This is a genomic window from Lysobacter sp. SCRH-1R (genome assembly GCF_057747855.1).
In genome coordinates this window covers 362,037-386,465 of record NZ_CM173227.1, presented here as the reverse complement: position 1 = coordinate 386,465, position 24,429 = coordinate 362,037, and the positions used below count along the sequence as shown (strand labels likewise).

Here is a 24,429-nt window from a genome sequence, read left to right as displayed (position 1 = left end):
CTTCGGTGCCGATGCGCCGTCGTTCGACGACGCGTCGAGGACCTGCGGTACGTCAGTGCGAGGCGGCGATCAGCTCGCCGGCGCCCTGCGCCAACAGCTGTCTGGCGACGTCGAGTCCAAGCGCTTCCGGCGCATCGCCCTCACCTTCGCCCTCGGCACGAACGAGCACGCCATCGCTCGCCGAACCGACCAGGCCCGACAGGTGCAGGCGTCCGTTCTCCAGCCGCGCGAACGCCGCCACCGGCACGTGGCAGCTGCCGTGCAGCGCGCGGTTCATCGCGCGCTCGGCTTCGGCGCAGGTACGCGTCGCGGCGTCGTCCAGGCGCGCGAACAGCTCGCGCGTGGCGAAGTCGTCGTCGCGGCATTCGACCGCCACCGCGCCCTGCGCCGGCGCCGGCAACCAGTGCGGCGCCTGCAGGCGATCGCGGATGCGATCGTCGAAGCCCAGCCGTTGCAGCCCCGCGCAGGCCAGCACGATCGCGTCGTACTCACCCGCGTCGAGCTTGGCCAGGCGCGTGTTGACGTTGCCGCGCAGGTCGGCGAGCTGCAGGTCCGGACGCAGCGCGCGCAACTGCGCCTGGCGTCGCAGCGAGGACGTGCCCACGCGCGCGCCCTGCGGCAGCGCGGCGATGTTCGCGTAGTGGTTGCTGACGAAGGCGTCCGCATAGTCGGCGCGCGTGAGGATCGCCGGCAGCGTGAAGCCCGGCTCCAGTTCCATCGGCACGTCCTTGAGCGAATGCACGGCGCAGTCGGCGTCATCGCGCAGCATCGCCAGTTCCAGTTCCTTGAGGAACAACCCCTTGCCGCCGATCGCCGCCAGCGAGCGGTCCAGCACCTCGTCGCCGCGCGTGCTCATCGGCACCAGTTCGACCGTCAATCCGGGATGCGCCTCGCGCAGGCGGTCGGCGACGTGCTCGCTCTGCCACAGGGCGAGCGGACTTTTGCGGGTGGCAATGCGGAGCGTCTTCATCGCGACATTATCGCGGAAAGGCGCGGGGGCCTCACGGCCATGTCAGCCGTCGTAGCCGGGTAAGCGGAGCGCACCCGGGGAACGAGCGCGATCGCGGCTCCGACCCGGGTGCGCTTGAGTACGCGGGACTACAGAAGCGGAGCTTCAGAGGTGCTTGAGGGTTTCCTTCAGCCCCGCCACGCAGCGGCGGCTGACCTCCAGCGGCGCCTTGCCATGGCGCAGCACCGCCTGCACGTGGCCGTCCGGCGCGCGGCGCAGTTCGACGATCTCGTGCCGCGCGACCAGGCAGTTGCGATGGATGCGGACGAAGCGCTCGCCGAATTCGTCCTCCAGCGACTTCAGCGACTCCTCGATCAGGTCCTCGCCGCGCGCGTGATGCACGACGACGTACTTCTCTTCGGCGTGCAGGTAATGCACGTCCTCGATCGGGATCAGCCGCAGGCTGCCGCGCAGGCGCGCGCAAAGATGGCTACGGCGCTGGCCGGTCGGGGTGGCGCCGTTGTCGCCGGTCTTCTCGCGGCCCGCGGCGAAGGTGCGCACGCGTTCCAGCGCGGCGGCGAGGCGTTCGGCGCGCACGGGTTTCACGAGGTAGTCGATCGCCTCGGCTTCGAACGCCGACAGCGCATGCGCGTCGTAGGCGGTGCAGAACACCACCGCCGGGCGCGGCTCGAACGCCGCCAGGTGGCGCGCGGCTTCCAGCCCGTCGATGCCCGGCATCGCGATGTCCAGCAGCACCAGGTCGGGACGGTGTTCGGCGCAGGCGTGCAGCGCGTGCTGCCCATCGGCCGCCTCGGCGACGACCTCGACGCCGCGCTGCTCGGCCAGCAATCCACGCAGGCGCTCGCGCGCCAGCGGCTCGTCATCGGCGATCACTACCCTCATCGGCGCCTCCATCCCCCAGGCCGGCAGAGCCGTTGGGGGGAGGATAGCCCCGGCCGGGGCCGGCTACCAATCGTCGGAAGCGCCTAGCCGGCAAAGCGGCGCGAGAGCCAGTCGCCCAGGTCGCGGATCTCCTCGGCGCAGACCTGGTGGGCCATCGGGTAGTCGTGCCATTCCAGCTCGAAGCCCATCGCCTTCATGGCTTGAGAACTGCGCAAGCCTATCGCCGCCGGAACCACCGGATCGAACTGCCCGTGCGCCATGAACAGCGGCTGCGAGGTCGCCGCCGGCTGCAGTGCGTCGGCGGCCAGCGCGGGCGCTTCGGGCAGGTAGGTCGACAGCCCGGCGAGGCCGGCCAGCGGCACGCGCCGGCGCAGTCCGGCCGACAGCGTGATCGCCCCGCCCTGCGAGAAGCCCACCAGCACGATGCGCTCCGGACCGATCCCGCGCTCGTGTTCGCGCGCGATCAGCGCCTCGACCTGCGCCACCGATTCGGCCACGCCTGCCTCGTCGGCGCGGCTCCTGCCAGCGTCGGTGTGCAGCGCGTCGAAATCGAAATGCACGATGTCGTACCACGCACGCATGCGCATGCCGTTGTTGATCGTCACCGGACGCACCGGCGCATGCGGGAACACGAAGCGCAGCGCGGGCCAGTCGGGGCGGACGAGTTCCGGCACGATCGGCGCGAAATCGTGGCCGTCGGCGCCCAGGCCATGCAGCCAGAGCACCGTCCACGACGGCGACGGGGCGGTTTCGAATTCGACGGTGTCCAGCAGCGGGGCGGTGGCGTTCATGGCCGCATTGTCGCCGCTGTGCGACGGCGCGCCAATCAGCCCTTTGAATCCGGCGGCAGGCGGAACGTCAGCGTGCGCGTGGTGCTCACGCGATGCGGCGTGGGTTCGAACTGCCAGCGCGCGGCCGCGGCGAGCGCGGCCTGTTCGAACAGGCCTTCCGGCTGCGCGGACACGGTGCGCACGTCGGTGACGCTGCCATCGGGCTGGATGGTGAAGGCGACCTGCACACGGCCTTCGATGCGGCGATTGCGCGCGGCCAGCGGATAACGCGGGGCGGCATCGCGAAGCAGGCGCGGCAACGAGGCCGGTTCCGGTGCGCTGCGAACGACGGGTGCGGGCGGCGCGGTGTCCTTCGGCGCGGGCGGCGGTGCGGCTTTCGCGACCACCGGCGCCGGCAACGGCGCACTCGGCGGCACCGTGCGCGCGAGCGCGGACGACGGCGCGGGCTTCGCGGGAACCGGCTTCGGCGCTTCGGCGATGCGCGCGCCTTCGTCGCGATCGGCGCGTTCCTGCGCGACACGCAACGATTCGCGCAGACGCGGCAACGCCGGCGCCTGCGCGTCCATGCGCGCGAGCAGCCCGATCAGGCGGCGCGCTTCGTCGAGCTGCTGCTGCGCGAGCGCCTGCTCGGTGGAGATCAGCACGTACGGCTGCAATTCCGCGAGCGCCGCCGCGACGCCCGCATCGGGCTCGCGTTCGCGCAATGCGAGGTAATGCTCCACCGCGTTGTCGCCCGCCGGCGTGTGCAGGCGTTGCGCGCGCAGCGCGGCTTCGGCGCGTTCGCGCAGCGGTGGCGCGTCCATCCGTTCCTGCACGGGCTCGGGTAGCGAAGCCCCGGTCCCGGCCGACGCCTCCGTGGTGGCCGGCGCGCGCGACCGCTCGCATCCGACCAACATCAACAACAACACACCCGCACCCGCAAGACCGACCCAACGCATCGCGCATTCCCCCGCAAAACGCGCACAGGCTAGGCAGCGCATGTGACGGCAATGCGGCAAGGCGACGGACGCACGCATTCCGGCCGCAACGAAATTGTGTATCGCCACGTCCGGCACGTACCCTTCGCCGGATGTTCCGCATGCGCGCCCGCTTCTTCGTCCAGTTCGTGATGCTCGGCCTGCTGCTGGCCGGGCTCGCGATCAAGCCTGCACTGGCGGCGAGCGAGGAGCTGCACGATCTGGTCGCGCACGCGGCGCTGTCCGACGGCGGCGGCACGCACGAAACGCCGGATGAAGCCGATGCTCCCGACGAAGGCGCGCCCGGCGGCGAGCACGACGACGGCCACATCCACCTGACCCATTGCTGCGGCCACCAGGCCGCCGTGCCCGCGCGCGTGCAGGTTCCCGCGCATGCGCCGCGCAACGCGTCGCCGCTGGAACGCGCGCGCATCGCCTTCGCGCCCACGCCACGCACCGCACCGTTCCGTCCTCCGATCGCGGCCTGACCTCGCCGCCGGTTCCGCACCGGCGTTCCGTCCGTCTTCCATCGGAGAGATTCCATGTCCGTTCGACCCGCGGCATTTGCCGCGCTGGTCGCCGTGCTCGTTGCGGCCCTGCCCGCACGCGCCGGCGATCGCCTCACCCTGGACGACGCATTCGCGCGCGTCGCCCGTTTCCACCCGGATCTTCGCCTCGACGTCCCGCGTGCCCGCACGCTCGAAGCCGAGCGCGACGAAGCCGCGCAACGGCCCGCGTTCACCGCTGGCGCTTCGCTCGAGAACGCCATCGGCACCGGCGACTACGCCGGCCTCGATGGCGCCGAACTGAGCCTCACCCTCGCCTCCGTGCTGGAACGCGGCGGCAAGCGCGAGGCGCGCGTGTTGCTGGCACAAAGCCGCATCGACGCGCTCGCGCTGCAACGCGAAGCCACGCGCCTGGACCTGCTGGCCGAAACCGCGCGGCGTCATCTCGCCGTGGCGGGCGCACAGCGGCAGGCGGAGATCGCGCGTGCCGACATCGAACAACGCCGCCGGGCCGTGACCGCCGCGCGCGAGCGCATGAACGCCGGCGCATCGCCCGAATCGGTGCTGCTGACGGCGCAGGCCGCGCTCGCACGTGCCGAGCTCGACGTGCGACGCGCGGAGCAGGCGACCGTCGCGGCGAAGCAGCACCTCGCCGCGCTGTGGGGCGAACGCGAGCCGCGCTTCGAAGTCGCGGCGGGCGATCCACTCGCGCTTCCCGTCATCGCCGATTTCGACGCGCTCGCCGCCGCGTTGCGGCGCACGCCGGAACTGCTCGCATTCGCCGACCGTCGCCGCGTCGGTGAAGCGCGTCTGCGCCTGGCACGGGCGCAACGCAGCGCGGACCTCGACTGGCAGGTCGGCGCGCGCTGGCTCAATGCGAGCGACGACGTCGCACTGATCGCCAGCGCGTCGATGCCGCTGGGCGCCACACGTCGCGCGCAACCCGGCATCCGCGCCGCCGAAGCCGACCTGGCCGCGCTGGAGATCGAACGCGAATCGCAGGACGTGTCGCTGTATTCGACGCTGGTGGAGGCGCACGGGCGTTATCGCGTCGCGCAACTGGAAGTGTTGCGCCTGGGCGACGACGTGCTGCCGCGCCTTGCACGCGCCGAAGCGGCGGCCGAACACGCATGGCGCGCGGGCGCGACGAGTTACCTGGAGTGGTCGCAACTGCAGTCCGAGCGCACCGCCGTGCGCCGCCAGCAACTCGACGCCGCGCTCGACGCGCAGCGCGCCCTCATCGAAATCCAGCGACTGACCGGCGAGGCGTTCACCACGCCGGCGGTCGCCAGCGGAGTCACGCCATGAATCCCCACGAAACCGCCCTGCCGCTGCGCCTGGTCGCCCTCGCGCTGGCCTGCCTGACCCTCGCTGCGTGCGTCGACCAGGACGTCGCGAACACGCACGCCCACGACGAAGAACGCCACGCCACACGCGAAACGCGCGGCGAACAACAACCCGCCGGCACCGTCATTCCCGCCGCGATCGCCGCGCGTTCCGGCCTGCGCGTCGTGCCGGCCGTCGCGGGCGTGATCGCCGACGAGCATGAAGTCCAAGGCCTGATCACCCCGGTCGAAGGCCGCGTGGCGCGCGTGACGGCGCGTTATCCCGGCCCCGTGCGCGCGTTGCGCGCGAACGTCGGCGACCGCGTGCGCGCGGGGCAGGCGCTGGCGACCATCCACAGCAATCTCAGCCTCACCTCCTATTCCGTGGACGCGCCGATCGCCGGAATCGTCCTGGCGCGCAACGCCTCGGTGGGCGAACTCGCTGGCGAAGGCGCGCCGCTGTTCGAGATTGCCGACCTGTCCACGGTGTGGGTGGATTTGCACGTGTTCGGCGCAGACGCCGCGCACCTCGCGCCCGGCCACGCCGTCACCGTGTCGCGCATGGGCGACGAAAAACGCGCCATCCGCACGACCATCGACCGCATCCTGCCCGGCACGGCGACCGCGAGCCAGAGCACCATCGCGCGCGCCTCGCTGCCCAATCCCGATGGCCTGTGGCGGCCCGGCTCGGCGGTGCAGGCGCGCGTGACGGTGGACGAAACGCCGGTCGCGCTCGCGGTGCCGCTGGCCGCGTTGCAGCGCATGGACGACGCCGACGTGGTGTTCGTCCGCGAGGGCGAACGCTTCCTCCCGCGCAAGGTGAAGCCGGGCCGCCGCGATGCGAGCAACGTTGAGATCGTTTCCGGGCTTCGCGCCGGCGAACGGGTCGTCGTCGAGCAGAGCTTCCTGGTGAAGGCCGACATCGAGAAGGCGGGGGCGTCGCATGACCATTGAACGCGCTCCATCGTCCGGTCTGCTGGAACGCGTGCTGCGCTTCGCCGTCGCCCACCGCTGGCTGATGCTCGCGCTGACGCTGGCGTTGATCGCGGTGGGCGCGTGGAGTTTCCAGCGCCTGCCCATCGACGCCACGCCCGACATCACCAACGTCCAGGTCCAGATCAACACGCAGGCGCCCGGCTATTCGCCGCTGGAGGCCGAGCAGCGCGTCACCTTCCCCATCGAAACGGCGCTGGCCGGCATGGCGAAGCTGGATTACACGCGCTCGCTGTCGCGCTACGGGTTGTCGCAGGTGACGGTGGTGTTCGAGGATGGCACCGACCTGTACTTCGCGCGCCAGCAGGTCGCCGAGCGCCTGCAGCAGGTGAAATCGCAACTGCCGGCCGGACTGGAGCCCGCGCTCGGTCCCACCGCGACCGGCCTGGGGGAGATCTTCCTGTACACCGTCGATGCCGAACCCGGCGCGCGAAAGGCCGACGGCTCGCCCTACACCGCCACGGACCTGCGCACGCTGCAGGACTGGGTCGTGCGTCCGCAGCTGCGCAACACGCGCGGCGTGACCGAAGTGAACACGATCGGCGGCTTCGCGCGGCAGATCCACGTCACGCCCGATCCCGCACGCCTGTCGGCGCTGCAGATCACCCAGCAGGACATCGTCGCCGCGCTGGCGGACAACAACCGCAACGTCGGCGCCGGCTACATCGAACGCAACGGCGAGCAGTATCTGGTGCGCGTGCCGGGCCAGGTGGAGAACCTCGCGCAGATCGGCGCGATCGTGCTCGACCGTCGCGAAGGCGTGCCGATCCGCGTGCGCGACGTCGCCACCGTGGCCGAAGGCGAGGAACTGCGCACGGGCGCGGCGACACAGGACGGCCACGAGGTCGTGCTCGGCACCGTGTTCATGCTGGTCGGCTCGAACAGCCGCGAGGTGTCGAAGGCCGCCGCCGCGCGCCTGCGCGAGGCCAACGCGAGCCTGCCCGAAGGCGTCAGCGCCAACGCCGTCTACGACCGCACCGCGCTGGTGGACCGCACCATCGCCACCGTCGCGCGCAACCTCATCGAAGGCGCGCTGCTGGTCGTCGCCGTGCTGTTCCTGCTGCTGGGCAACGTGCGCGCGGCGCTGATCACCGCGCTGGTGATCCCGCTGTCGATGCTGTTCACCATCACCGGCATGGTGCGTGGCGGCGTGTCGGGCAACCTGATGAGCCTGGGCGCGCTGGATTTCGGCCTGATCGTCGACGGCGCGGTGATCATCGTGGAGAACTGCCTGCGCCGCTTCGGGCAGGCGCAGCTCGCGCTGGGCCGCGCGATGAGCGACGAGGAACGCCACGAACTCACCGTGTCGGCGACCGCGGAGGTGATCCGCCCGAGTCTGTTCGGCCTGTGCATCATCGCCGCGGTCTACGTGCCGGTCTTCGCGCTGGGCGGGATCGAGGGAAAGATGTTCCACCCGATGGCGATCACCGTCGTGCTCGCGCTCACCGGCGCGATGCTGCTGTCGCTCACGTTCGTGCCGGCGTCGGTGGCGATCTTCCTCTCCGGCCGCGTGTCGGCGCACGAGAACCGCGCGATGGCGTGGCTGCGCCGCCGCTACCAGCCGATGCTCGAATGGGCGCTGCGCCAGCGTGCATGGGCGATCGGCGGCGCGCTCGCGCTGCTGCTCGCCAGCGGTGCGCTCGCGCTGCGCCTGGGCACCGAGTTCGTGCCGAGCCTGGACGAAGGCGACATCGCGGTGCACGCGCTGCGCATTCCGGGCACGGGCCTCGCGCAGTCGGTGTCGATGCAGCAGACGCTGGAGAAGACGCTGCTGACGGTGCCGGAGATCGAACGCGTGTTGAGCCGCATCGGCACGGCGGAAGTGGCGAACGACCCGATGCCGCCGTCGCTCGCCGACACCTTCGTGATCTTCAAGCCGCGCGCGGACTGGCCCGATCCCGGCAAGCCCAAGCCGGTGCTGGTGCGCGAGATCGAGGCGCTCGCGCGCACGCTGCCGGGCAACAACTACGAGTTCACCCAGCCGATCCAGATGCGCATGAACGAGCTGATTTCCGGCGTGCGCGCGGACGTGGCGGTGAAGGTGTACGGCGACGACCTCGAGCGCCTCGCCTCGATCGCCGCGCAGATCGAACGCGTGGTGCGCGAGGTGCCCGGCGCCAGCGACGTGCGCAACGAACCGCTGGGCGGACTGCCGATGCTCAGCATCGAACCCGATCGCCGGGCGCTCGCCGCGTACGGGCTGAATCCGGCCGTCGTGCAGGACACCGTCGCCACGGCCGTCGGCGGCGAAGTGGCCGGACAGCTGTTCGAAGGCGATCGCCGCTTCGACCTGGTCGTGCGCCTGCCCGAACACCGGCGAAGCGATGTCGCGGCGCTCGCGGACCTGCCGATCCCGCTGTCGCCGGACGACGCCGGCAATCGCGACGAATCCAGCCTGCAGGCGAACTGGAGCGCCGGCGCGCCGCGCAGCGTGCCGTTGCGCGAAGTCGCCGCGATCCGCACCGTGCTCGGCCCGAACCAGGTCCAGCGCGAGAACGGCAAGCGTCGGGTCGTGGTCACCGCGAACGTGCGCGGGCGCGACCTGGGCGGTTTCGTCGCCGAACTGCGCGGGCGGCTCCAGTCGCAGGTGACGCTGCCGGAAGGCTACTGGATTGGCTACGGCGGCACGTTCGAGCAGCTGATCTCGGCCAGCTGGCGGCTCGCGGTGGTGGTGCCGGCGACGCTGGCGATCGTCTTCGCACTGCTGGTCTGGGCGTTCCGCTCGGCGAAGGACGCCGCGCTGGTGTTCAGCGGCGTGCCGCTGGCGCTGACCGGCGGCGTGATCGCGCTCGCGCTGCGCGGGATCGCGTTGTCGATCTCCGCCGGCGTGGGCTTCATCGCGTTGTCGGGCGTGGCGGTGCTCAACGGGCTGGTGCTGGTGAGCTTCATCCGGCGGTTGCGCGAACACGGCACGCCGTTGCGCGAGGCGATCGTGGAAGGCGCGCTCGGCCGTCTGCGTCCGGTGCTGATGACCGCGCTGGTCGCATCGCTGGGCTTCGTGCCGATGGCGCTGAACGTCGGCGCGGGCTCGGAAGTTCAGCGTCCGCTGGCGACGGTGGTGATCGGCGGCATCGTCTCCTCGACGCTGCTCACGCTGCTGGTGTTGCCGGCGCTGTATGCGTGGGCGCACCGGGGAGCGAGGAACGGGAAGAGCGAGAGAAGCAGGGCCTGAGCCTGTGGAGCCCGGGTAAGGCGAAGCCGCACCGGCACGCGTGTCCGCGATGGTTCAATCCGGGTGCGCTTCGCTTGCCCGGCTACGGGAGCCTGCTTGTTGCGGCCCCAGAACGCACAAGGGCAGAAGGGAAAAGCGACCAGAAAGCGGCAACCCGCTCCTGCCCACTCCTCACTTCCGCCCTTGCTACTGCTGCAACAGGATGCGGTGGCGTCGCGCCACCGCATCCGGCGGTCATCAGGCCGCGGCGTCCTTCAGCTTCTTCAGCGGACGGACCTTGACCTTCACCGTGGCCGGCTTGGCGGCGAACCACTGCTCTTCCTTGGTGAACGGGTTGATGCCCTTGCGCTTCGGCTTGGCCGGAACGTTGACGGCGGTGATCTTCAGCAGGCCCGGCAGGGTGAACGCACCCGCGCCCTTCTTGCTGATCGACGCGTGGACGGCGCCTTCCAGCGCGGCCAGGACGTTGCGGACGTCCTTGGCGACGACGCCGGTCGTTTCCGACAGGTGCGCGACCAGGCCCGACTTGGACAGGACTTCCTTGATCGGCTTCGGAGCGGCCGGCTTCGCAGCGGCCTTCTTCGGGGCGGCCTTCTTTGCCACTTTCTTCGTCTTCGCCATATGTGTCTCGTGATACTCGATGGTTGATGGATGCCCGTAAACCGCAGCCAGGCAAGCGGAATGTAGGGCAACACCATCGCGCCGCCAAGTGGTTTTTTGCGAAAAAGTGCGGGAAATGGCCGCTTTGGCGAATCCGGGCGAATCCAGGTGCCGCAACGGCGGCGAAATGCCGGTTTTTCGACGCGCCGCATCACTGCCCGGCGAGCGCCACCGCCTCGCGCGCGAGACCTTCGATGCGCGCCCAGTCGCCTTCGCGCAGCGCATCGGCCGGCGTCAGCCACGAGCCGCCCAGGCATGCGACGTTGGGCAGCCGCAGGTAATCGCGGGCACGCGCGGCGTCGATGCCGCCGGTCGGACAGAAGCGCGCCTGCGCGAACGGGCCGCGCCAGGCCTTGATGAGTTCGAGCGCGCCGATCGGTTCGGCCGGAAACACCTTCAGCAACCGATGGCCCGCGGCGAGCGCGGCCATGACCTCGCTTCCGGTCGCCACACCCGGCAGGTACGCCAGGCGCAGGTCGACCGCCGCATCGAGCAGTTCGCGCGTGCTGCCGGGCGACACCGCGAAGGTCGCGCCCGCCTCTTTCGCGCCCTGCATCTGTCCGATGTCGAGCACCGTGCCGGCACCGACCTGCATGCCGGGCACCTCGCGCGCGATGGCGGCGATGGCGTCCATCGCCACCGGCGTGCGCAGCGTCACCTCGATCGCACCAAGCCCGCCGGCCTGCAGCGCGCGCGCCACCGCGAGCGCTTCGTCCACGCTGGACGGCGTGTACACGGGCACGATGCGGTGCCCGCGCAGCACCGCCTGCGCGTCAACGGCGGACATGGAAACCCGCCTGCGAAGTGACGTCGGAGATTTCCTGCGCCGACGCCAGGCAGAAATCGCCCGGGATCGAATGCTTGAGCACCGCCGCGCCGAGGCCGAAATGCAGCACTTCCGGCGGCGCCATGCCGTGGATGAGCCCGTGCAGCACGCCGCCGGCGAACGCGTCGCCGGTGCCGATGCGATCGACGATGCCTTCGAGCGCGTAGTCCGGTGCGCGGCGTCGCGTGCCGTCGCGTTCGACCATCACCGCCGACAACGTGTGCCGGTCGACGCTGTGTTGCGTGCGCAGCGTGCAGGCGAGCCATTGCAGGTTCGGGAACGCGGCGAACGCGCGCGTCGCCGCTTCGGCCACGGCCTTTTCGCCCTCCGACGGCACGCGTTCGCCCAGCACGATGGCGATGTCGCGATGATCGGCGAAGACGATGTCGGCTTCCTCGAAGATCCGCCGCAGCAGTCCGGCGGCGTCGCCATCCCACGCCTGCCAGAGCTTGCCGCGGAAGTTGCCGTCGAAGGACACCTTCACGCCGAGCCGGCGCGCGGCGCGCGCGGCATCGATGGTCGCCTGCGCCGTCGCGGCACCGAGCGCGGGGCTCACGCCGGACAGGTGCAGCCAGCGCGCGCCGTCGAGCAGCGCGTCCCAGTCGTAGTCGGCGTTGCGCACGAAGGCCGAATCGGCGCGGTCGTACAGCACTTCGCTCGGGCGCTGCATCGCGCCGTGCGAGAGGAAGTACAACCCCATGCGTCCGGATGCCGCGCGCACCGCGCGCGTGTCCACGCCATGCCGGCGCAGTTCGCCGACCGCCGCCGCGCCCAGCGCGTTGTCGGCGACGGTCGAAACCACCGCCGCGTCGTGCCCCAGCTGCGCGAGCAGGACGGCGACGTTCGCCTCCGCGCCACCGACGTGCACGTCCAGCGCCGGCGATTGCAGCACCCGTTCGCGTCCGGGCGCCGACAGGCGCAGCAGCAGCTCACCGAAACAGACGACGCGGCTCACGCCGGGCTCCTCATTGCGCTCATTCCAGTTCCCCGTTGGTTCTGCAAACCGCACGATTCTGCCTGCTCCCCGGCCCCGCGCGACCGCGCGGCGAGGCGGTCCGCGGACTCATGGCGCACCGCAGCATGCGGTTGGCCATCCCAGGTGCTAGGGTTTTGACCATCGGTGTCATTTCGCCGACAGGACCACCTTAGCAAGCATCGCAAGCCAGTCAACAAGCACCTTTGAAGCTGTTGCCATATGGGAGGGGAGAACCTATGCAATTTCAGCGTGCGCCAAAAAAGACACCGGTTACCTTGCTGGCCGCTTCGATCGGCCTTGCGCTGCAGCTGAGCGCCGCAACCGCCCTCGCGCAGGACGCCGCGCCGACGGTCGACGCCGCCGCGACACCCGCAGCCACCGCCGCCGCACCCCCGACGGATGCACCACCCACCGAGCTGGACACCGTCACCGTCACCGGCTTCCGCGGCGCGCTGGAGAAGGCGCTGGAGAAGAAGCGCAGCGAGATCGGCGTGGTGGACGCGATCGTCGCCGAGGACATCGCCGACTTTCCCGACCTCAACCTCGCCGAATCGCTGCAGCGCATCCCGGGCGTGTCGATCTCGCGCGACGCCGGCGAAGGCCGCAACATCTCCGTGCGCGGCCTGGACAGCCAGTTCACCCGCGTGCGCATCAACGGCATGGAGGCGCTGACCACCACCGGCGGCACCGACAGCTCCGGCGGCGCGAACCGCGGTCGCGGCTTCGACTTCAACGTCTTCGCCTCCGAGCTGTTCAACAGCATCACCGTGCGCAAGACCGCCTCGGCCGACGTCGAGGAAGGCGCGCTCGGCGCCACGGTGGACCTGCAGACCGCGCGTCCGTTCGACTACGACGGCTTCACCTTCGTCACCGGCGCGCAGCTGGGTTACAACGACCTGGCCGGCGACATCGATCCGCGCGCGACCATGCTCATCAGCAGCACCTGGGCGGACAATCGCTTCGGCGCGCTGATGTCGGTGGCCTACACCAAGCGCCGCCTGCTGGAGGAAGGCCACAGCACCGTGCGCTGGGATCGCGGCACCAGCAGCGGCGGTTTCTCCGAGGATTCGCCGTTCGCCGACGCGAACAGCGAGGACGTGTTCCATCCGCGCATCCCGCGCTACGGCGTGATGGAGCACGAGCAGGAACGCCTGGGCGTGACCGCGTCGCTGCAGTTCGATCCCACCGACAAGACGTCGCTGGGCCTGGACGTGATGTACGCCGACCTCGACGCCACGCGCACCGAGAACTTCCTCAACGGCCTGTCCTTCAGCCGCGGCGGCGCGGGCAAGCCGCAGACGGTGGTGCGCGACGGCGCGATCGATGGCCGCGGCAACCTCGTCCATGGCGTGTTCGACAACGTCGACGTGCGTTCGGAAGCGCGTTACGACGAGCTGGAAACCAGATTCACCCAGTTCAACTTCTACGCCGACCACGAGCTGACCGACGACTTCAGGCTGCATTTCGAGGCCGGCCGTGCGAAGTCGGAGTTCGAGAACCCGATCCAGACCACGATCACGCTGGACCACCTCGACGCCGACGGCTACGTCTACGACTACCGCAACGACGATCGCCTGCCGGTCATCACCACTGGGTTCGACGTGAACGACCCGGCGCAGTGGGGCTTCATCGACGGCACCTCCGAAATCCGCCTGCGACCGCAGTACGCCGACAACACCATCGACAACGTGTCGCTGGGCATGGCGTGGACGCTCACGGACCACTTCACGCTCAAGGGCGGCGGCCAGTTCAAGGAATACACCTTCGACACGCGCGAGGAACGCCGCGCGTCCGAGCTCGTCGTGCCCGCGCTGCCGGACGGCACGACGCTGGCCGACCTCACCCGCACGATCGGGCTGGAGGACATCGGCGGCGTCGGCGACGGGCGCTGGCTGATTCCCGACATCGACGCGTTCAACCGCGCGTTCGACATCTACAGCGACGACGGCATCTTCGCCGTCAGCGACCAGGTGGCCTCGGTGCTGGGCAACAACCGTTCGGTGACCGAACGCGACCAGGGCTTCTGGCTGCAGGCGGACTTCAACGCGCAACTGGGCTCGCTGCCGCTGAGCGGCAACATCGGCCTGCGCCAGGTAACGACGCGGCAGAGTTCCACCGGCTGGTCCACGGTGGGCGGCGAGCCCGTGCTGACCACCGTCGAACGCAGCTACGAGGACACGCTGCCGTCGCTGAACCTCGTCGCCGACGTGACGCCGGATTTCCTGGTCCGCTTCGCCGCGGCGAAGGTGATGGCGCGCCCGGGCCTGAACAACCTCACGCCCGGCGTGACGGTGAACGTCTCCGGCGGCAATCGCGTGGTGAACGGCGGCAACCCGCTGCTCGATCCCTTCCGCGCGAAGACCGCCGACCTGTCGTTGGAATGGTATTTCGCCGAGGAATCGCTGCTCGCGCTGGGCCTGTTCTACAAGGACATCGACAGCTTCGTGCAAACCTCGCGCGAAACGCGGCCGTATTCCACCTCGGGCCTGCCGGCGAGCCTGCTGGAAGGCACCGGCGCGACGGTGAACGACGAGTTCCAGTTCAACATCCCGCTCAACACGCCAGGCGGTCCGCTCAAGGGCCTGGAATTCACCTACCAGCAGCCGTTCGTGTTCCTGCCCGGCTTCTGGAGCGATTTCGGCGTGCAGCTGAACTACACCTACGTCGATTCGAAGATCCAGTACATGACCTCGGCCGGCGAGACGTCGCTGCGCACCGACCTCACCGGCCTGTCGAAGAACGCCTACAACGCGACGCTCTACTACGAAGGCGAGAAGTTCAGCGCGCGCGTGTCGGCGGCGTATCGCGACGACTTCCTGACCACCGTGCCGGGCCGCAACAACAACGACGTGGAAGGCACCGCGGAAACGCTGACGATCGACATGTCGGCGTCGTACCGGATCAACGATCACTTCGAACTGACGCTGGAAGGCCTGAACCTCACCGACGAGTTCCAGGACCAGTGGGTCGATTCGATCGGCGACCGCGCCTCGGTCTACCACCACACGGGCCGGCAGTACTTCCTCGGTGCGCGTTACAAGTTCTGAGGAATGGAACGGCGCCGCCGTGATGCGGGCGGCGCTGTTCTCGGCGAACGCGGAGCCGCGCGAATGAGCGATGCGCGGTTGCCGCGATGCGGTGATGCTGTTCCGGATTCGCGACGAAGGTTCCTGCAAACCACCTTCGCGTGCTGCACCGCCGCGTTCCTGCCCCCTCCCCTGCTCGCAGGGGTGAGGAGGGACGCTTGCGCGCCACTGGCGCGCGTCCGGACGAACGCCATCGGGCGATGCCCGATGGCCGCGGGGCGGAGCGGGGCGAAGTCGCTCGCGAAAACGTACGGGCAAACAGCCTTCGACGCCATCGCCGCAAAGACGCCACGCCCCGAAGCCCCTACCTACCCCACCATCGCCGAAGCCCTCGGCGCAGCGCCGGCGAACGGGACGAAAGCCTTCCGCATCCTCGTCACCCGCGGTCGCTGGCACGAAAAACTGCTGGTCGACAAACCGAACGTGCACCTCGTCGGCGAGGATCGCACCGGAAGCGTCCTCACCTTCGACGCCGCCGCCGGCATGAAGCGTCCGGACGGCGAACCCTGGGGCACCTGGGGCTGCGCGAGCGTCATCGTCCGAGCACCGGATTTCAGCGCCACGAACCTCACCATCGAGAACGCCTTCGACTACGTCGGCAATCTCGCCGCACCGAAGTTCGAGCCCATCGGTCCGAACGGCGCGCAGGCGGTGGCGTTGATGCTCGACGCGGGCAGCGATTGCGCCGCGTTCGAGCGCGTGGATTTCATCGGTCACCAGGACACGCTGTTCGCCGATGCCGGCCGCAGCTTGTTCCACGATTGCCGCATCGACGGCAGCGTCGATTTCATCTTCGGCGGCGGCAATGCGCTGTTCGAGCGGTGCCAGCTGCATTCGCGCTACCGCCCGGGAAAGGATCGCCAGGGCTATGTCGCCGTGCCGTGCACCCCATCGGCGCAGCCGTTCGGCCTCACGTTCGTTACTTGCCGGCTCACGCGCGATGCGGCGATTCCGGACGGCAGCGTCGCGCTTGGCCGCGCGTGGCGACCCGGACGCACCTTTCCTGACGGCAAGTACGGCGATCCGGACGCGGTCGGCGCAGCGGTCTACCTGTCGTGCTGGATGGACGCGCACATCGACGCGCGCGGCTGGGACGAAATGGGCTACACCGCGCGCGACGGGCGCCGCGTGATGCTTCGATCCGACGACGCGCGGCTGTTCGAACACGACAGCTCGGGCCCCGGCGCGCACCGCTCCGGCTCGCGTCGCCTCCTTCCGCGCGAACGTGTCTCCGCCTTCGCGCGCGAGCGTGTGCTCGACGCGTGGCGGCCCGGTTGAGGCACTTCATGTTCAAGCACCTCCACGTCGCCCTGCTCTTCCTCGTCTTCATCGCGCCCGCGGTCGCTTGCCCGTTCCGCCGACGACGGACGTGAAGGGCAAAAGCCGTTGTAGACGTTGTAGCCCGGGTAAGCGAAGCGCACCCGGGGACGCGGTCGACTCTCCAACCCGGGTGCGCTTCGCTTACCCGGGCTACAAGAGCAGCCGCGTCGTAGGTCGTCGTTCCGAGAAAAACAGTTCTCTCGATAAAGCCGTCCTCGCGGGATAGTCGTCATCCCAGCAGGAGCAAAAGCAGAGTGGATTCCAGCTTTCGCTGGAATGACGAAGAGGTGGGTCACCACTAACAGAGTGCCCCTGAGATGCGCGCCTGGATCCCGGCCTTCGCCGGGATGACGGAGAGAGGATGGGAGGGCGGAAGGGAGACGGCGGCGAGAAAGGGCGCAACCGCGCACCATGCCTCCCCTACTTCAACGGCTCCCGCCGCGGCAGCGCCTTCAACGGCTCCATCGTCTCCAGGTCCCAATCACCGGGAACGAACGCCTGCCGCGTCTCCTTCTGCACCGGATAGCCCCCCACCTGCTCCTGGCTGTCGATGATCCGCCCGCGTCCTTCGATCGCATCCGCGAGGATGCGCCGGTCCACGTCGTCGCGATCCCACGGACGCGCACCCGCGTTCGCGATCACCGCGTCCTGCACCTTCGACGACGGCAGCAGCGTCACGCCGAACGGCAGCGCCGGCGCGCGCTCCATCGCATCCACGCGGATCGGCGTCGTGGTGTAACGGCCCTGCTGCGGCAGCGGGTTGCCGAGGCGGTCCACCGCCAGGTTGTCCTCGAGGAACACGTCGACATCGCCCGAGCCGCCCACCTGGAAGAACGCGACGTCCTCGGTCGAGAGGCCCGCACGCATCACGTTGCCGCGCGCGACGACCCGCCCACGCGAATACTGATGCCCCCGCCATTCCTCGGCGATGAGGTTGTAGTGCACGGCGCGCTGGCCCGGGTCGTAGATCAGGTTGTTGAGCACCTGTCCGCGCGCGCCGCCCTTGAACAGCGGGTTGCGCTCGTAGTTGTGCGCGTAGAGGTTGCCGATGATCAACACGTCGTTGACGTGGTCGTGGATCAGCGTGCCCTTGGAATGCTCGCCTTTCTTGTGCGTGGCGTTCGCCAGGCCCTCGGCGATGATGTTGTTGCTGTAGGTGATGCGGCGCGAGGCCGCGTCCATCCACGCCTTCTCGTCCTCGCCATGGAAACGCGTGCTCGACGCCGACAGGTTCTCGTCCGTCGCCCACGTCAGCGAACAATGATCGACGATGACGTCGCGCGCGCCGCGCACGGTGGTGATCGCGTCGATGTCGCCGGAAAACGTCGGCATGCCGCCGTCCCCCGGGCGCATGCGGACGTGGCGGATCACCACGTCGTGCGTGGCGATGGTCAGGCCGCCCTTGATGAAGGTGATGCCCGGCTGCGGCGCGGTCTGTCCGGCGATGGTGAGGAAGGGCTCGGTGATGCGCAGCTCCTTCATGCCCAGATCGATCACGCCGCCGACCTCGAACACGACGATGCGCGGGCCCGGCATTGCGATCGCCTCGGCGAAGGAACCGGGGCCGCTCGCGGCCAGCGTGGTCACGCGCAGGATCTTCCCGCCGCGGCCGCCCGGCGTGTGCGCGGCCCAGCCCTGCGCGCCCGGGAAGGCGAGCGCCGCTGTCCCGGGGGACATGGGTTCGGGCGACTGCGTCGCGGCGGAAAGGCCCGGGAGCGCGGCGGACACCAGCAACACGCCCCACGCGAGCGCGCGCGCCGTCCCATGAATCATGCCGTTGCTGCGGTGCTTCCCCATCCGTCCCCTCCCCGAGCCGTGATCCGAGTGTATGCCCCGATTGTCAATGACACCGGTTTCCTATACAACAGGCCCAACAGCCGATCAGCAGGGGACCGCCGCCGCATGGACAGACACCCGCCCGACGCGGGCAGCGACCGCGCAACGATCGCCGGCCGGCTCGTGGACGCGCGCCGCCAGGCGCGGGCGCTCCCCCAATACCCGGGTTCCGTGCCGGCGAACCTGGACGAAGGCTATGCCTGCCAGGACCTCGCCATCGCGCTGTGGGACCGCCCGGTCGTGGGCTGGAAGGTCGGCAGGATTCCGGCGGACTGGGAAACCACGCTCGGCGAGGAACGCCTGGTCGGTCCGATCTTCGAAGGCGCGGTGCAGGCGCCGCGTGCGGGCGCGAGCGGCACGTTCGCGGTGATCCCCGGCGGTTTCGCCGCGGTTGAAGCCGAGTTCGTGTTCCGCGTCGATCGCGACGCGCCGCCGGACAAGACCGCCTACACCGCCGCCGAAGCCGCCGCGTTCGTCGGCGCGCTGCACGTCGGTGTCGAACTCGCCGGCAGCCCGCTGCCGCTGATCAACGTGCTCGGCCCACCGGTGGTGGTGTCGGATTTCGGCAACAACGCGGGGCTGGTGCTCGGCGCGGAAATCCCCGGCTGGCAGCGACGTGCGGCGGAAGAACTCACCTGCGAGACCTTCATCGACGGCCGCCTCGTCGGCGAAGGCGGCGCGGCCTCGATCAGCGGCGGGCTGCTCGCCGCACTGGCGTTCGCGCTGTCGCGCTGCGCGCGTCGCGGCCATCCGCTCAAGCGCGGCATGCTGGTGACCACCGGCGCGGCGACCGGTATCCACGACATCGTCGCCGGCCAGCGCGCGCGGATCAGCTTCGGCGAATGGGGGGAGATCCATTGCGACGCCGTGGCCGCCACGCCATCCGGGGAGCGCGCATGAGCGAAGGCCGACACGACCCGCATCCGCAACGACGCCGTTTCCTCGCCGGATTGGGCGCCGCATGCGTCGCCGGTGCCCTGCCCGACGCACTGCGCGCGGCGGAACCGGCGCGCGTGCTCACCGCCACCGACGTGCACGTGAAGGGTTACCCGACCGTGCAGGCGGTGAAGTGGATCGGCGAGCAGCTGGAACGCGAAACCGAAGGCCGCGTGCGCCTGCGCCAGTACCACGCGGGTCAGCTCGGGCGCGAATCGGAAGCGATCGACATGGCGCGCTTCGGCGCCATCGACATCACCCGCGTCTACACCGGCGCGCTGAACAACGCCTTCCCGCTCACCCAGGCGCTGTGCCTGCCGTACGTGTTCGATTCCACCGAACACCTGCGCCACGCGATCGACGGCGACGTCGGCGCACAGGTGCTGCGCGGGTTCGGAGCGCGCGGCCTGGTCGGCCTTGCGATCTACGACAGCGGACCGCGCTGCTTCTACAACATCAAGCATCCGATCGTGGCGCCGCCCGACCTGGACGGCCTGAAGATCCGCGTGCCGGTGTCGGACATCTTCATCCGCATGCTGCGCCTGTTCGGCGCGAACCCCACGCCGTTGCCGCTGGGCGAGGTGTTCTCCGGCATGGAGACGCACATGATCGACGGCGCGGAGAACAACATCCGCAGCTTCCAGTCCAGCCGCCATTTCGAAGCCGCGCGCTACTGGTCGCACAGCGATCATTCGTGGGCGCCGGACGTGCTGCTGCTCTCGCGCCGGACCTTCGATTCGCTGCAAGCGCGCGACCGCGACACGCTGCTTCGGCTCGCGCGCGAATCGGTCGGCGTGATGCGCACGATGTGGGCGCAGCAGGAAGACGACGCGCGGCGCATCGTGAAGGAGGCCGGCGTGCTGTCCAACGAATGCGACATCCCCGCCTTCCGCGCCGCCGCGCAGCCGCTCCTGGCGTTCTACCGCCAGGATCCGGCGATCGACGCGCTGTACCGGCAAATCCGCGACCTTGCGTGAGGACTCCCATGGTGGCCACCGCACTACCGGTTCCTTCCTCGATCCTGCAACGCACCTGCGATCGCCTGGCCGACTGGACCATCGCGGTGGCGGCCCTCGCGCTGCTCGCGCTGGTGCTGGTGCAGGGCTGGCAGGTGATCGCGCGCTACGTGTTGAACGATTCGCCCAGCTGGACCGAGCCGGTCACGCTGTTGATGCTGAGCACCGCGATGAGCATGGGCGCCGCCGCCGGCGTGCACACGCGCCGGCATTTCGCGTTCTCGTTGCTGGCCGAAGCATTGGGGCCGCGCGCGAAACACGCGGTGCACCTGCTGCAGTCGGCGGTGATCGTGGTGATCGGTTTGATGCTGGCGTACTGGGGTGGCGTGCTGTTCGTCGACGGCGTGCACATTCCCACCGCCGGTGCGCCGCTGCCGGAAAGCATCGACTACCTGCCGCTGGCGGTCGGCGGCGCGCTGATGGCGCTGTTCGGGCTGACCCGGATGATCTTCGACGCGCCCGCGCCGGAGGGCCACTGACATGGCGATCGCATTGCTGTTCGTGATGTTCGGCGTACTGCTGGTGCTGGGCGTGCCGGTGGCGTACGCGCTGGCCGCCGCATCGCTGGCGACGCTGCTGTACCTGGACGTGCCGTCGATCGTGATGGTGCAACAGGTGTCCGCCGGTTCGGGCTCGGCGAGCCTGATCGCGATTCCATTGTTCATCTTCGCCGGCGAGATCATGCTGCGCGGCGGGATTTCCGAACGTCTGATCGGGCTGGCCTCGTCGCTGGTCGGGCGCATGCGCGGCGGACTGGGTCAGGTGAGCATCCTGTCGTCGCTGTTCTTCGGCGGCGTGTCGGGCTCGGCGCTCGCCGACGTGTCGGCCGTCGGCGGCACGATGATCCCGCAGATGGTGCAGCGCGGATACGACCGCGATTTCGCCGTGAACGTGTGCATCACCGCCGCGCTCGTCGCGCTGCTGGTGCCGCCTTCGCACAATCTGATCCTGTATTCGGCCGCGGCGGGCGGCGGCCTGTCGATCGCCGACCTGTTCGCCGCGGGCATCGTGCCCGCGCTGCTGATGACGCTGGTGCTGATGGTCACCTGCTACGCGGTCGCGCGGCGTCGCGGCTACGGCGTGGAGATCTTCCCCGGATGGCGCGCGGTCGCGCTGCGGCTGGTGTCGGCGCTGCCGGGCCTGGGCCTGGTCGCATTGATCTTCGTCGGCATCCGCGCGGGCATCTTCACCGCGGTGGAAAGCGCGGCGATCGCGGTCGTGTACGCGCTGCTGGTCACCAGCGTGCTGTACCGGCAGATGCCATGGCGTGAGTTCCTCGGCACGGTGGTGCATGCGGCGCGCAGTGCGGGGGCGATCCTGTTCGTGATCGCCACGGCGGCGGTGTTCGGCTGGTTGCTGGCGTACCTGCAGGTGCCGTCGGCATCGGTGGATTTCCTCACCGGCCTGACGCAGGACCGCAACCTGATGCTGCTGATGATGATCCTGGTGCTGCTGGTGCTGGGCACGTTCCTGGATCTGGCGCCGATGATCCTGATCTGCACGCCGATCTTCCTGCCGGTGGCGCGCGCCATCGGCATCGATCCGGTGCACTTCGGCGTGATCCTGGTGCTCAAGGGCGGCCTGAGCCTGATCAGCCCGCCGCTGGGGTCGGTGCTGTTCGTCGGTACCGCGATCGGCAAGATCAGCATCGGCCAGAGCATGCGGACGATCTGGCCGTTCTGGCTGGCCGGCCTCGCGGTGCTGCTGGTGGTGGCGTTCGTGCCGGCGCTGTCGCTGTGGCTGCCGGCGGTGTTGAAGGCTTGAGGCGTTTTAAAGCCCGGATTCGGGACTGCGAATTCGGGATTCGCCAAAGCCGGCCGGATCAGGGCGTCGCGCATGCGGCATTCCGGACGATGGGTATCGCGGTGCCTGCTGTTCCAATCCCGAATCCCGGCACGATGCGACAGGCGGCGGCCAAGGCCCGGAGGGGCGGCTAGAATTCCCACATGACCGAACCCGCGCCGCGCACCCGACGTTCCCGCACCGCCTCGCCGCTGCCCGCGCCGGAGGACGCCGCACTGACCGGAAAGGCGACGATCAACGACATCGCGCGGCTCACCGGGGTTTCGAAGAAGACCGTCTCGCGCGTCATCAACAACTCGCCGCTGGTGCATCCGGAAACGCGCGAGAAAGTACTCGCGCTGATGAAGCAGTTGGGCTACACGCCCGATCCGCAGGCGCGCGGACTGGCGTTCCGGCGCTCGTTCCTGATCGGGCTGGTGTACGACAACCCGACCGCGCAGTACATCGTGAACATGCAGTACGGCGCGCTGGATGCGCTGCGCGATTCAGGCTACGAACTGGTGGTGCATCCGTGCGATTCCTCGAAGGAGGACTACATCGACGGCGTGCGCCGCTTCGTGCAGCAGCAGAAGCTGCACGGCGTGATCCTGATTCCGCGCGTGTCCGAGGACGAACAGCTGGCCGCGGCGATGCGCGAGATCGGCGTGCGCTACGTGCGCATCGCCTCGGTGCCGATGGACGCGGCGGCGCACATGCTGGTCACGCAGGACCGCCAGGCCAGCACCGAAGCGGCGAACTACGTCGAATCGCTGGGCCATCGCACGATCGGCCTGATCACCGGTCCGCGCCGCTACCGTTCCACGATCGAGCGCGGCGGCGGCTTCCTGGCCGGCCTCGACGCGCGCGGCATCCAGCTGACGCCGGATTACATTTTCGAAGGCGGGTACACGTTCGACTCGGGCGTGGCGGGCGCGGAATACCTGCTCGCCAAATCGCCGCGTCCGACGGCGATCTTCGCCTGCAACGACGAGATGGCCGCCGGCGTGTACAAGGCGGCGATGCGTCGCGGACTGTCGATTCCGGGCGACCTGTCGGTGGTGGGCTTCGACGACAGCCCGCTCGCCGCGCAGCTGTGGCCCGCGCTGACCACGATCCATTCGCCGACGCGCGACGTCGGCCGCCAGGCGGCGCAGATGCTGCTGGGCGAGGAGCCTTCGGCCGCCGATGCCGCCACCGTCGAGCCGCGCACGGTGAGCCCGCAGCTGGTGGTACGGGATTCGACGCAGCGACCCAGGGGTTGATTCGAACCCCTCTCCCCGCGGGAGAGGAAGCCTTTGTAGCCCGGGTAAGCGAAGCGCACCCGGGGCACCGGGCGCCTCCCCGGGTGCGCTTCGCTTACCCGGGCTACAAGAGCTGGTTCAGCGGTGCGCGCCATGGTGAACCGGCGGCCTCCCTCACCCCATCCACTTCCCACTCTCTCCTCCGCACCCTCCCCAGCCTTTTGACACCGGTTACCAAAACCCGCCATCATCCCCCCAATCACCCGCCGGGCGGCGTCGCGCGCCGGCCCGAACCACCGGAGAGGCCCGATGTTCCGCAAGACCTATCACGCCACCCACCCGGACATGATGGCCGGCGCCAGCAACGACCAGCTGCGCGAGCGCTACCTCATCGACGGTCTCTTCGTCCCGGGCCAGGTCGTCCTGAACTACTCGCACAACGAGCGCTTCGTCATCGGCGGCGCCGCGCCGACCACCGCCTCCGTGTCGCTGCCGCAGCAGACCGAGCCCGCCTCCGCCGCGGGCAAGCCGTTCCTCGAACGCCGCGAGCTTGGCATCGTCAACGTCGGCGCGGGAACCGGAACCGTCACCGTCGACGGCACCTCCTACACGCTGGAACCCAAGGACGGCCTGTACGTGCCGATGGGCAGCGCCGACGTCGCGTTCGCGTCGAACGACGCCACCACGCCCGCGAAGTTCTATCTCGCCTCCACGCCGGCGCACGCGCGCTTCGAAGCGAAGCACATTTCCATCGCGCAGGCCGTGCCGCTGGAACGCGGCGCGCTGGAGACCTCGAACGAACGCACGATCTACCAGTACATCGTCCCGGCGACCGTGAAGTCGTGCCAGCTGCTGCTCGGCCTGACCATCCTCAAGCCCGGCAGCGTGTGGAACACCATGCCGCCGCACCTGCACGACCGCCGTTCGGAGGTCTATTTCTACTTCGGCCTCGACGACCAGCGCGTCATGCATTTCATGGGCGACCCGGCCGACATGCGCCACCTGGTGATCGCGAACGACGAAGCCGTCGTGTCGCCGCCGTGGTCGATCCACATGGGCTCGGGCACGAAGAACTACTGCTTCATCTGGGCGATGGGCGGCGAGAACCTCGACTACACCGACATGAACCAGCTGGACATCTGCCAGCTGAAGTAG

The 24,429-nt window shown here is 69.5% G+C and carries 20 protein-coding genes; 12 read left to right on the top strand and 8 right to left on the bottom strand.

Going from position 1 to position 24,429, the window contains the following annotated elements; all coding sequences use genetic code 11:
• Positions 1–52 precede the first annotated feature (52 nt).
• The 4 genes from hemC to AC3ANK_RS01650 form a co-directional block, all read right to left on the bottom strand.
• Positions 53–970, bottom strand: a complete 918-nt coding sequence (gene hemC, locus AC3ANK_RS01665; RefSeq protein WP_484171955.1) for a hydroxymethylbilane synthase — start codon at positions 968–970, stop codon at positions 53–55.
• Positions 971–1,114: 144 nt separating this feature from the next.
• Positions 1,115–1,852, bottom strand: a complete 738-nt coding sequence (locus tag AC3ANK_RS01660) for a LytR/AlgR family response regulator transcription factor (protein WP_484171954.1) — start codon at positions 1,850–1,852, stop codon at positions 1,115–1,117.
• Positions 1,853–1,935: 83 nt separating this feature from the next.
• Positions 1,936–2,643, bottom strand: a complete 708-nt coding sequence (locus AC3ANK_RS01655) for an alpha/beta hydrolase (RefSeq protein WP_206860274.1) — start codon at positions 2,641–2,643, stop codon at positions 1,936–1,938.
• Positions 2,644–2,678: 35 nt separating this feature from the next.
• Positions 2,679–3,446 carry an energy transducer TonB gene (locus AC3ANK_RS01650; RefSeq protein WP_484171953.1) on the bottom strand — a complete coding sequence of 256 codons (768 nt, stop codon included), beginning with the start codon at positions 3,444–3,446 and terminating at the stop codon, positions 2,679–2,681.
• 275 nt (positions 3,447–3,721) lie between these two features.
• Between AC3ANK_RS01650 and AC3ANK_RS01645 the strand changes: the two genes are divergently transcribed.
• Genes AC3ANK_RS01645 through AC3ANK_RS01630 form a run of 4 tightly spaced genes read left to right on the top strand, consistent with a single transcriptional unit; the run spans position 3,722 to position 9,595 of the window.
• Complete coding sequence (locus AC3ANK_RS01645; protein WP_484171952.1) at positions 3,722–4,087, top strand: DUF2946 family protein; 366 nt, start codon at positions 3,722–3,724, stop codon at positions 4,085–4,087.
• A 54-nt stretch (positions 4,088–4,141) separates the two neighbouring features.
• Positions 4,142–5,413 carry a TolC family protein gene (locus AC3ANK_RS01640; RefSeq protein ID WP_484171951.1) on the top strand — a complete coding sequence of 424 codons (1,272 nt, stop codon included), beginning with the start codon at positions 4,142–4,144 and terminating at the stop codon, positions 5,411–5,413.
• Complete coding sequence (locus tag AC3ANK_RS01635) at positions 5,410–6,384, top strand: efflux RND transporter periplasmic adaptor subunit (RefSeq protein ID WP_484171950.1); 975 nt, start codon at positions 5,410–5,412, stop codon at positions 6,382–6,384. The genes AC3ANK_RS01640 and AC3ANK_RS01635 overlap by 4 nt, the downstream gene beginning before the upstream one ends.
• Positions 6,374–9,595, top strand: coding sequence for an efflux RND transporter permease subunit (locus AC3ANK_RS01630; protein ID WP_484171949.1), 3,222 nt, complete (start codon positions 6,374–6,376; stop codon positions 9,593–9,595). Before AC3ANK_RS01635 ends, AC3ANK_RS01630 begins: the two co-directional genes overlap by 11 nt.
• A 237-nt stretch (positions 9,596–9,832) precedes the next feature.
• Here AC3ANK_RS01630 and AC3ANK_RS01625 read toward each other — a convergent pair whose 3' ends face one another.
• The 3 genes from AC3ANK_RS01625 to AC3ANK_RS01615 form a co-directional block, all read right to left on the bottom strand.
• Positions 9,833–10,216: an HU family DNA-binding protein gene (locus AC3ANK_RS01625; protein WP_206860434.1), complete on the bottom strand. Its 384-nt coding sequence runs from the start codon at positions 10,214–10,216 to the stop codon at positions 9,833–9,835.
• A gap of 190 nt (positions 10,217–10,406) precedes the next feature.
• On the bottom strand, positions 10,407–11,042 hold the full coding sequence (gene eda, locus AC3ANK_RS01620; protein WP_484171948.1) for a bifunctional 4-hydroxy-2-oxoglutarate aldolase/2-dehydro-3-deoxy-phosphogluconate aldolase: 636 nt from the start codon (positions 11,040–11,042) through the stop codon (positions 10,407–10,409).
• A complete protein-coding gene (locus AC3ANK_RS01615) occupies positions 11,029–12,036 on the bottom strand; it encodes a sugar kinase (RefSeq protein WP_484171947.1) in 1,008 nt (335 codons plus the stop codon). Before AC3ANK_RS01615 ends, eda begins: the two co-directional genes overlap by 14 nt.
• Positions 12,037–12,293: 257 nt before the next feature.
• Between AC3ANK_RS01615 and AC3ANK_RS01610 the strand changes: the two genes are divergently transcribed.
• Together AC3ANK_RS01610 and AC3ANK_RS01605 are read left to right on the top strand one after the other, a co-directional pair.
• Positions 12,294–15,104, top strand: coding sequence for a TonB-dependent receptor (locus AC3ANK_RS01610; protein ID WP_484171946.1), 2,811 nt, complete (start codon positions 12,294–12,296; stop codon positions 15,102–15,104).
• Between the two features lie 246 nt (positions 15,105–15,350).
• Positions 15,351–16,421 (top strand): pectinesterase family protein, encoded by a 1,071-nt coding sequence (locus tag AC3ANK_RS01605; RefSeq protein ID WP_484171945.1) that lies wholly within the window; start codon positions 15,351–15,353, stop codon positions 16,419–16,421.
• Positions 16,422–16,883: 462 nt separating this feature from the next.
• On the opposite strand, the gene AC3ANK_RS01600 is transcribed toward AC3ANK_RS01605, so the two are convergent.
• Positions 16,884–18,236 carry a pectate lyase family protein gene (locus tag AC3ANK_RS01600; RefSeq protein ID WP_484171944.1) on the bottom strand — a complete coding sequence of 451 codons (1,353 nt, stop codon included), beginning with the start codon at positions 18,234–18,236 and terminating at the stop codon, positions 16,884–16,886.
• A 129-nt stretch (positions 18,237–18,365) separates the two neighbouring features.
• Here AC3ANK_RS01600 and AC3ANK_RS01595 point away from each other — a divergent pair, with 129 nt between their 5' ends.
• The 6 genes from AC3ANK_RS01595 (at position 18,366) to kduI (ending at position 24,429) form a co-directional block, all read left to right on the top strand.
• Complete coding sequence (locus AC3ANK_RS01595; RefSeq protein WP_484171943.1) at positions 18,366–19,199, top strand: 2-keto-4-pentenoate hydratase; 834 nt, start codon at positions 18,366–18,368, stop codon at positions 19,197–19,199.
• Positions 19,196–20,212, top strand: coding sequence for a TRAP transporter substrate-binding protein (locus tag AC3ANK_RS01590; RefSeq protein WP_484171942.1), 1,017 nt, complete (start codon positions 19,196–19,198; stop codon positions 20,210–20,212). The genes AC3ANK_RS01595 and AC3ANK_RS01590 overlap by 4 nt, the downstream gene beginning before the upstream one ends.
• A gap of 8 nt (positions 20,213–20,220) precedes the next feature.
• Positions 20,221–20,730 (top strand): TRAP transporter small permease, encoded by a 510-nt coding sequence (locus AC3ANK_RS01585; RefSeq protein ID WP_206860286.1) that lies wholly within the window; start codon positions 20,221–20,223, stop codon positions 20,728–20,730.
• Between the two features lies 1 nt (position 20,731).
• Positions 20,732–22,015, top strand: a complete 1,284-nt coding sequence (locus AC3ANK_RS01580; RefSeq protein ID WP_206860287.1) for a TRAP transporter large permease — start codon at positions 20,732–20,734, stop codon at positions 22,013–22,015.
• Positions 22,016–22,197: 182 nt separating this feature from the next.
• Positions 22,198–23,295, top strand: coding sequence for a LacI family DNA-binding transcriptional regulator (locus AC3ANK_RS01575; protein ID WP_206860288.1), 1,098 nt, complete (start codon positions 22,198–22,200; stop codon positions 23,293–23,295).
• A 288-nt stretch (positions 23,296–23,583) separates the two neighbouring features.
• The gene (gene kduI / locus AC3ANK_RS01570; protein ID WP_484171941.1) at positions 23,584–24,429 is read left to right on the top strand and encodes a 5-dehydro-4-deoxy-D-glucuronate isomerase; all 846 of its coding nucleotides are present in this window, start codon (positions 23,584–23,586) and stop codon (positions 24,427–24,429) included.

Excerpts from the sequence above, each read along its gene's own strand:
- hemC (WP_484171955.1), bottom strand. The coding sequence starts at position 970 with ATGAAGACGCTCCGCATTGCCACCCGCAAAAGTCCGCTCGCCCTGTGG.
- AC3ANK_RS01660 (WP_484171954.1), bottom strand. The coding sequence starts at position 1,852 with ATGAGGGTAGTGATCGCCGATGACGAGCCGCTGGCGCGCGAGCGCCTG.
- AC3ANK_RS01655 (WP_206860274.1), bottom strand. The coding sequence starts at position 2,643 with ATGAACGCCACCGCCCCGCTGCTGGACACCGTCGAATTCGAAACCGCC.
- AC3ANK_RS01650 (WP_484171953.1), bottom strand. The coding sequence starts at position 3,446 with ATGGACGCGCCACCGCTGCGCGAACGCGCCGAAGCCGCGCTGCGCGCG.
- AC3ANK_RS01645 (WP_484171952.1), top strand. The coding sequence starts at position 3,722 with ATGCGCGCCCGCTTCTTCGTCCAGTTCGTGATGCTCGGCCTGCTGCTG.
- AC3ANK_RS01640 (WP_484171951.1), top strand. The coding sequence starts at position 4,142 with ATGTCCGTTCGACCCGCGGCATTTGCCGCGCTGGTCGCCGTGCTCGTT.
- AC3ANK_RS01635 (WP_484171950.1), top strand. The coding sequence starts at position 5,410 with ATGAATCCCCACGAAACCGCCCTGCCGCTGCGCCTGGTCGCCCTCGCG.
- AC3ANK_RS01630 (WP_484171949.1), top strand. The coding sequence starts at position 6,374 with ATGACCATTGAACGCGCTCCATCGTCCGGTCTGCTGGAACGCGTGCTG.
- AC3ANK_RS01625 (WP_206860434.1), bottom strand. The coding sequence starts at position 10,216 with ATGGCGAAGACGAAGAAAGTGGCAAAGAAGGCCGCCCCGAAGAAGGCC.
- eda (WP_484171948.1), bottom strand. The coding sequence starts at position 11,042 with ATGTCCGCCGTTGACGCGCAGGCGGTGCTGCGCGGGCACCGCATCGTG.
- AC3ANK_RS01610 (WP_484171946.1), top strand. The coding sequence starts at position 12,294 with ATGCAATTTCAGCGTGCGCCAAAAAAGACACCGGTTACCTTGCTGGCC.
- AC3ANK_RS01605 (WP_484171945.1), top strand. The coding sequence starts at position 15,351 with ATGGCCGCGGGGCGGAGCGGGGCGAAGTCGCTCGCGAAAACGTACGGG.
- AC3ANK_RS01600 (WP_484171944.1), bottom strand. The coding sequence starts at position 18,236 with ATGATTCATGGGACGGCGCGCGCGCTCGCGTGGGGCGTGTTGCTGGTG.
- AC3ANK_RS01595 (WP_484171943.1), top strand. The coding sequence starts at position 18,366 with ATGGACAGACACCCGCCCGACGCGGGCAGCGACCGCGCAACGATCGCC.
- AC3ANK_RS01590 (WP_484171942.1), top strand. The coding sequence starts at position 19,196 with ATGAGCGAAGGCCGACACGACCCGCATCCGCAACGACGCCGTTTCCTC.
- AC3ANK_RS01585 (WP_206860286.1), top strand. The coding sequence starts at position 20,221 with ATGGTGGCCACCGCACTACCGGTTCCTTCCTCGATCCTGCAACGCACC.
- AC3ANK_RS01580 (WP_206860287.1), top strand. The coding sequence starts at position 20,732 with ATGGCGATCGCATTGCTGTTCGTGATGTTCGGCGTACTGCTGGTGCTG.
- AC3ANK_RS01575 (WP_206860288.1), top strand. The coding sequence starts at position 22,198 with ATGACCGAACCCGCGCCGCGCACCCGACGTTCCCGCACCGCCTCGCCG.
- kduI (WP_484171941.1), top strand. The coding sequence starts at position 23,584 with ATGTTCCGCAAGACCTATCACGCCACCCACCCGGACATGATGGCCGGC.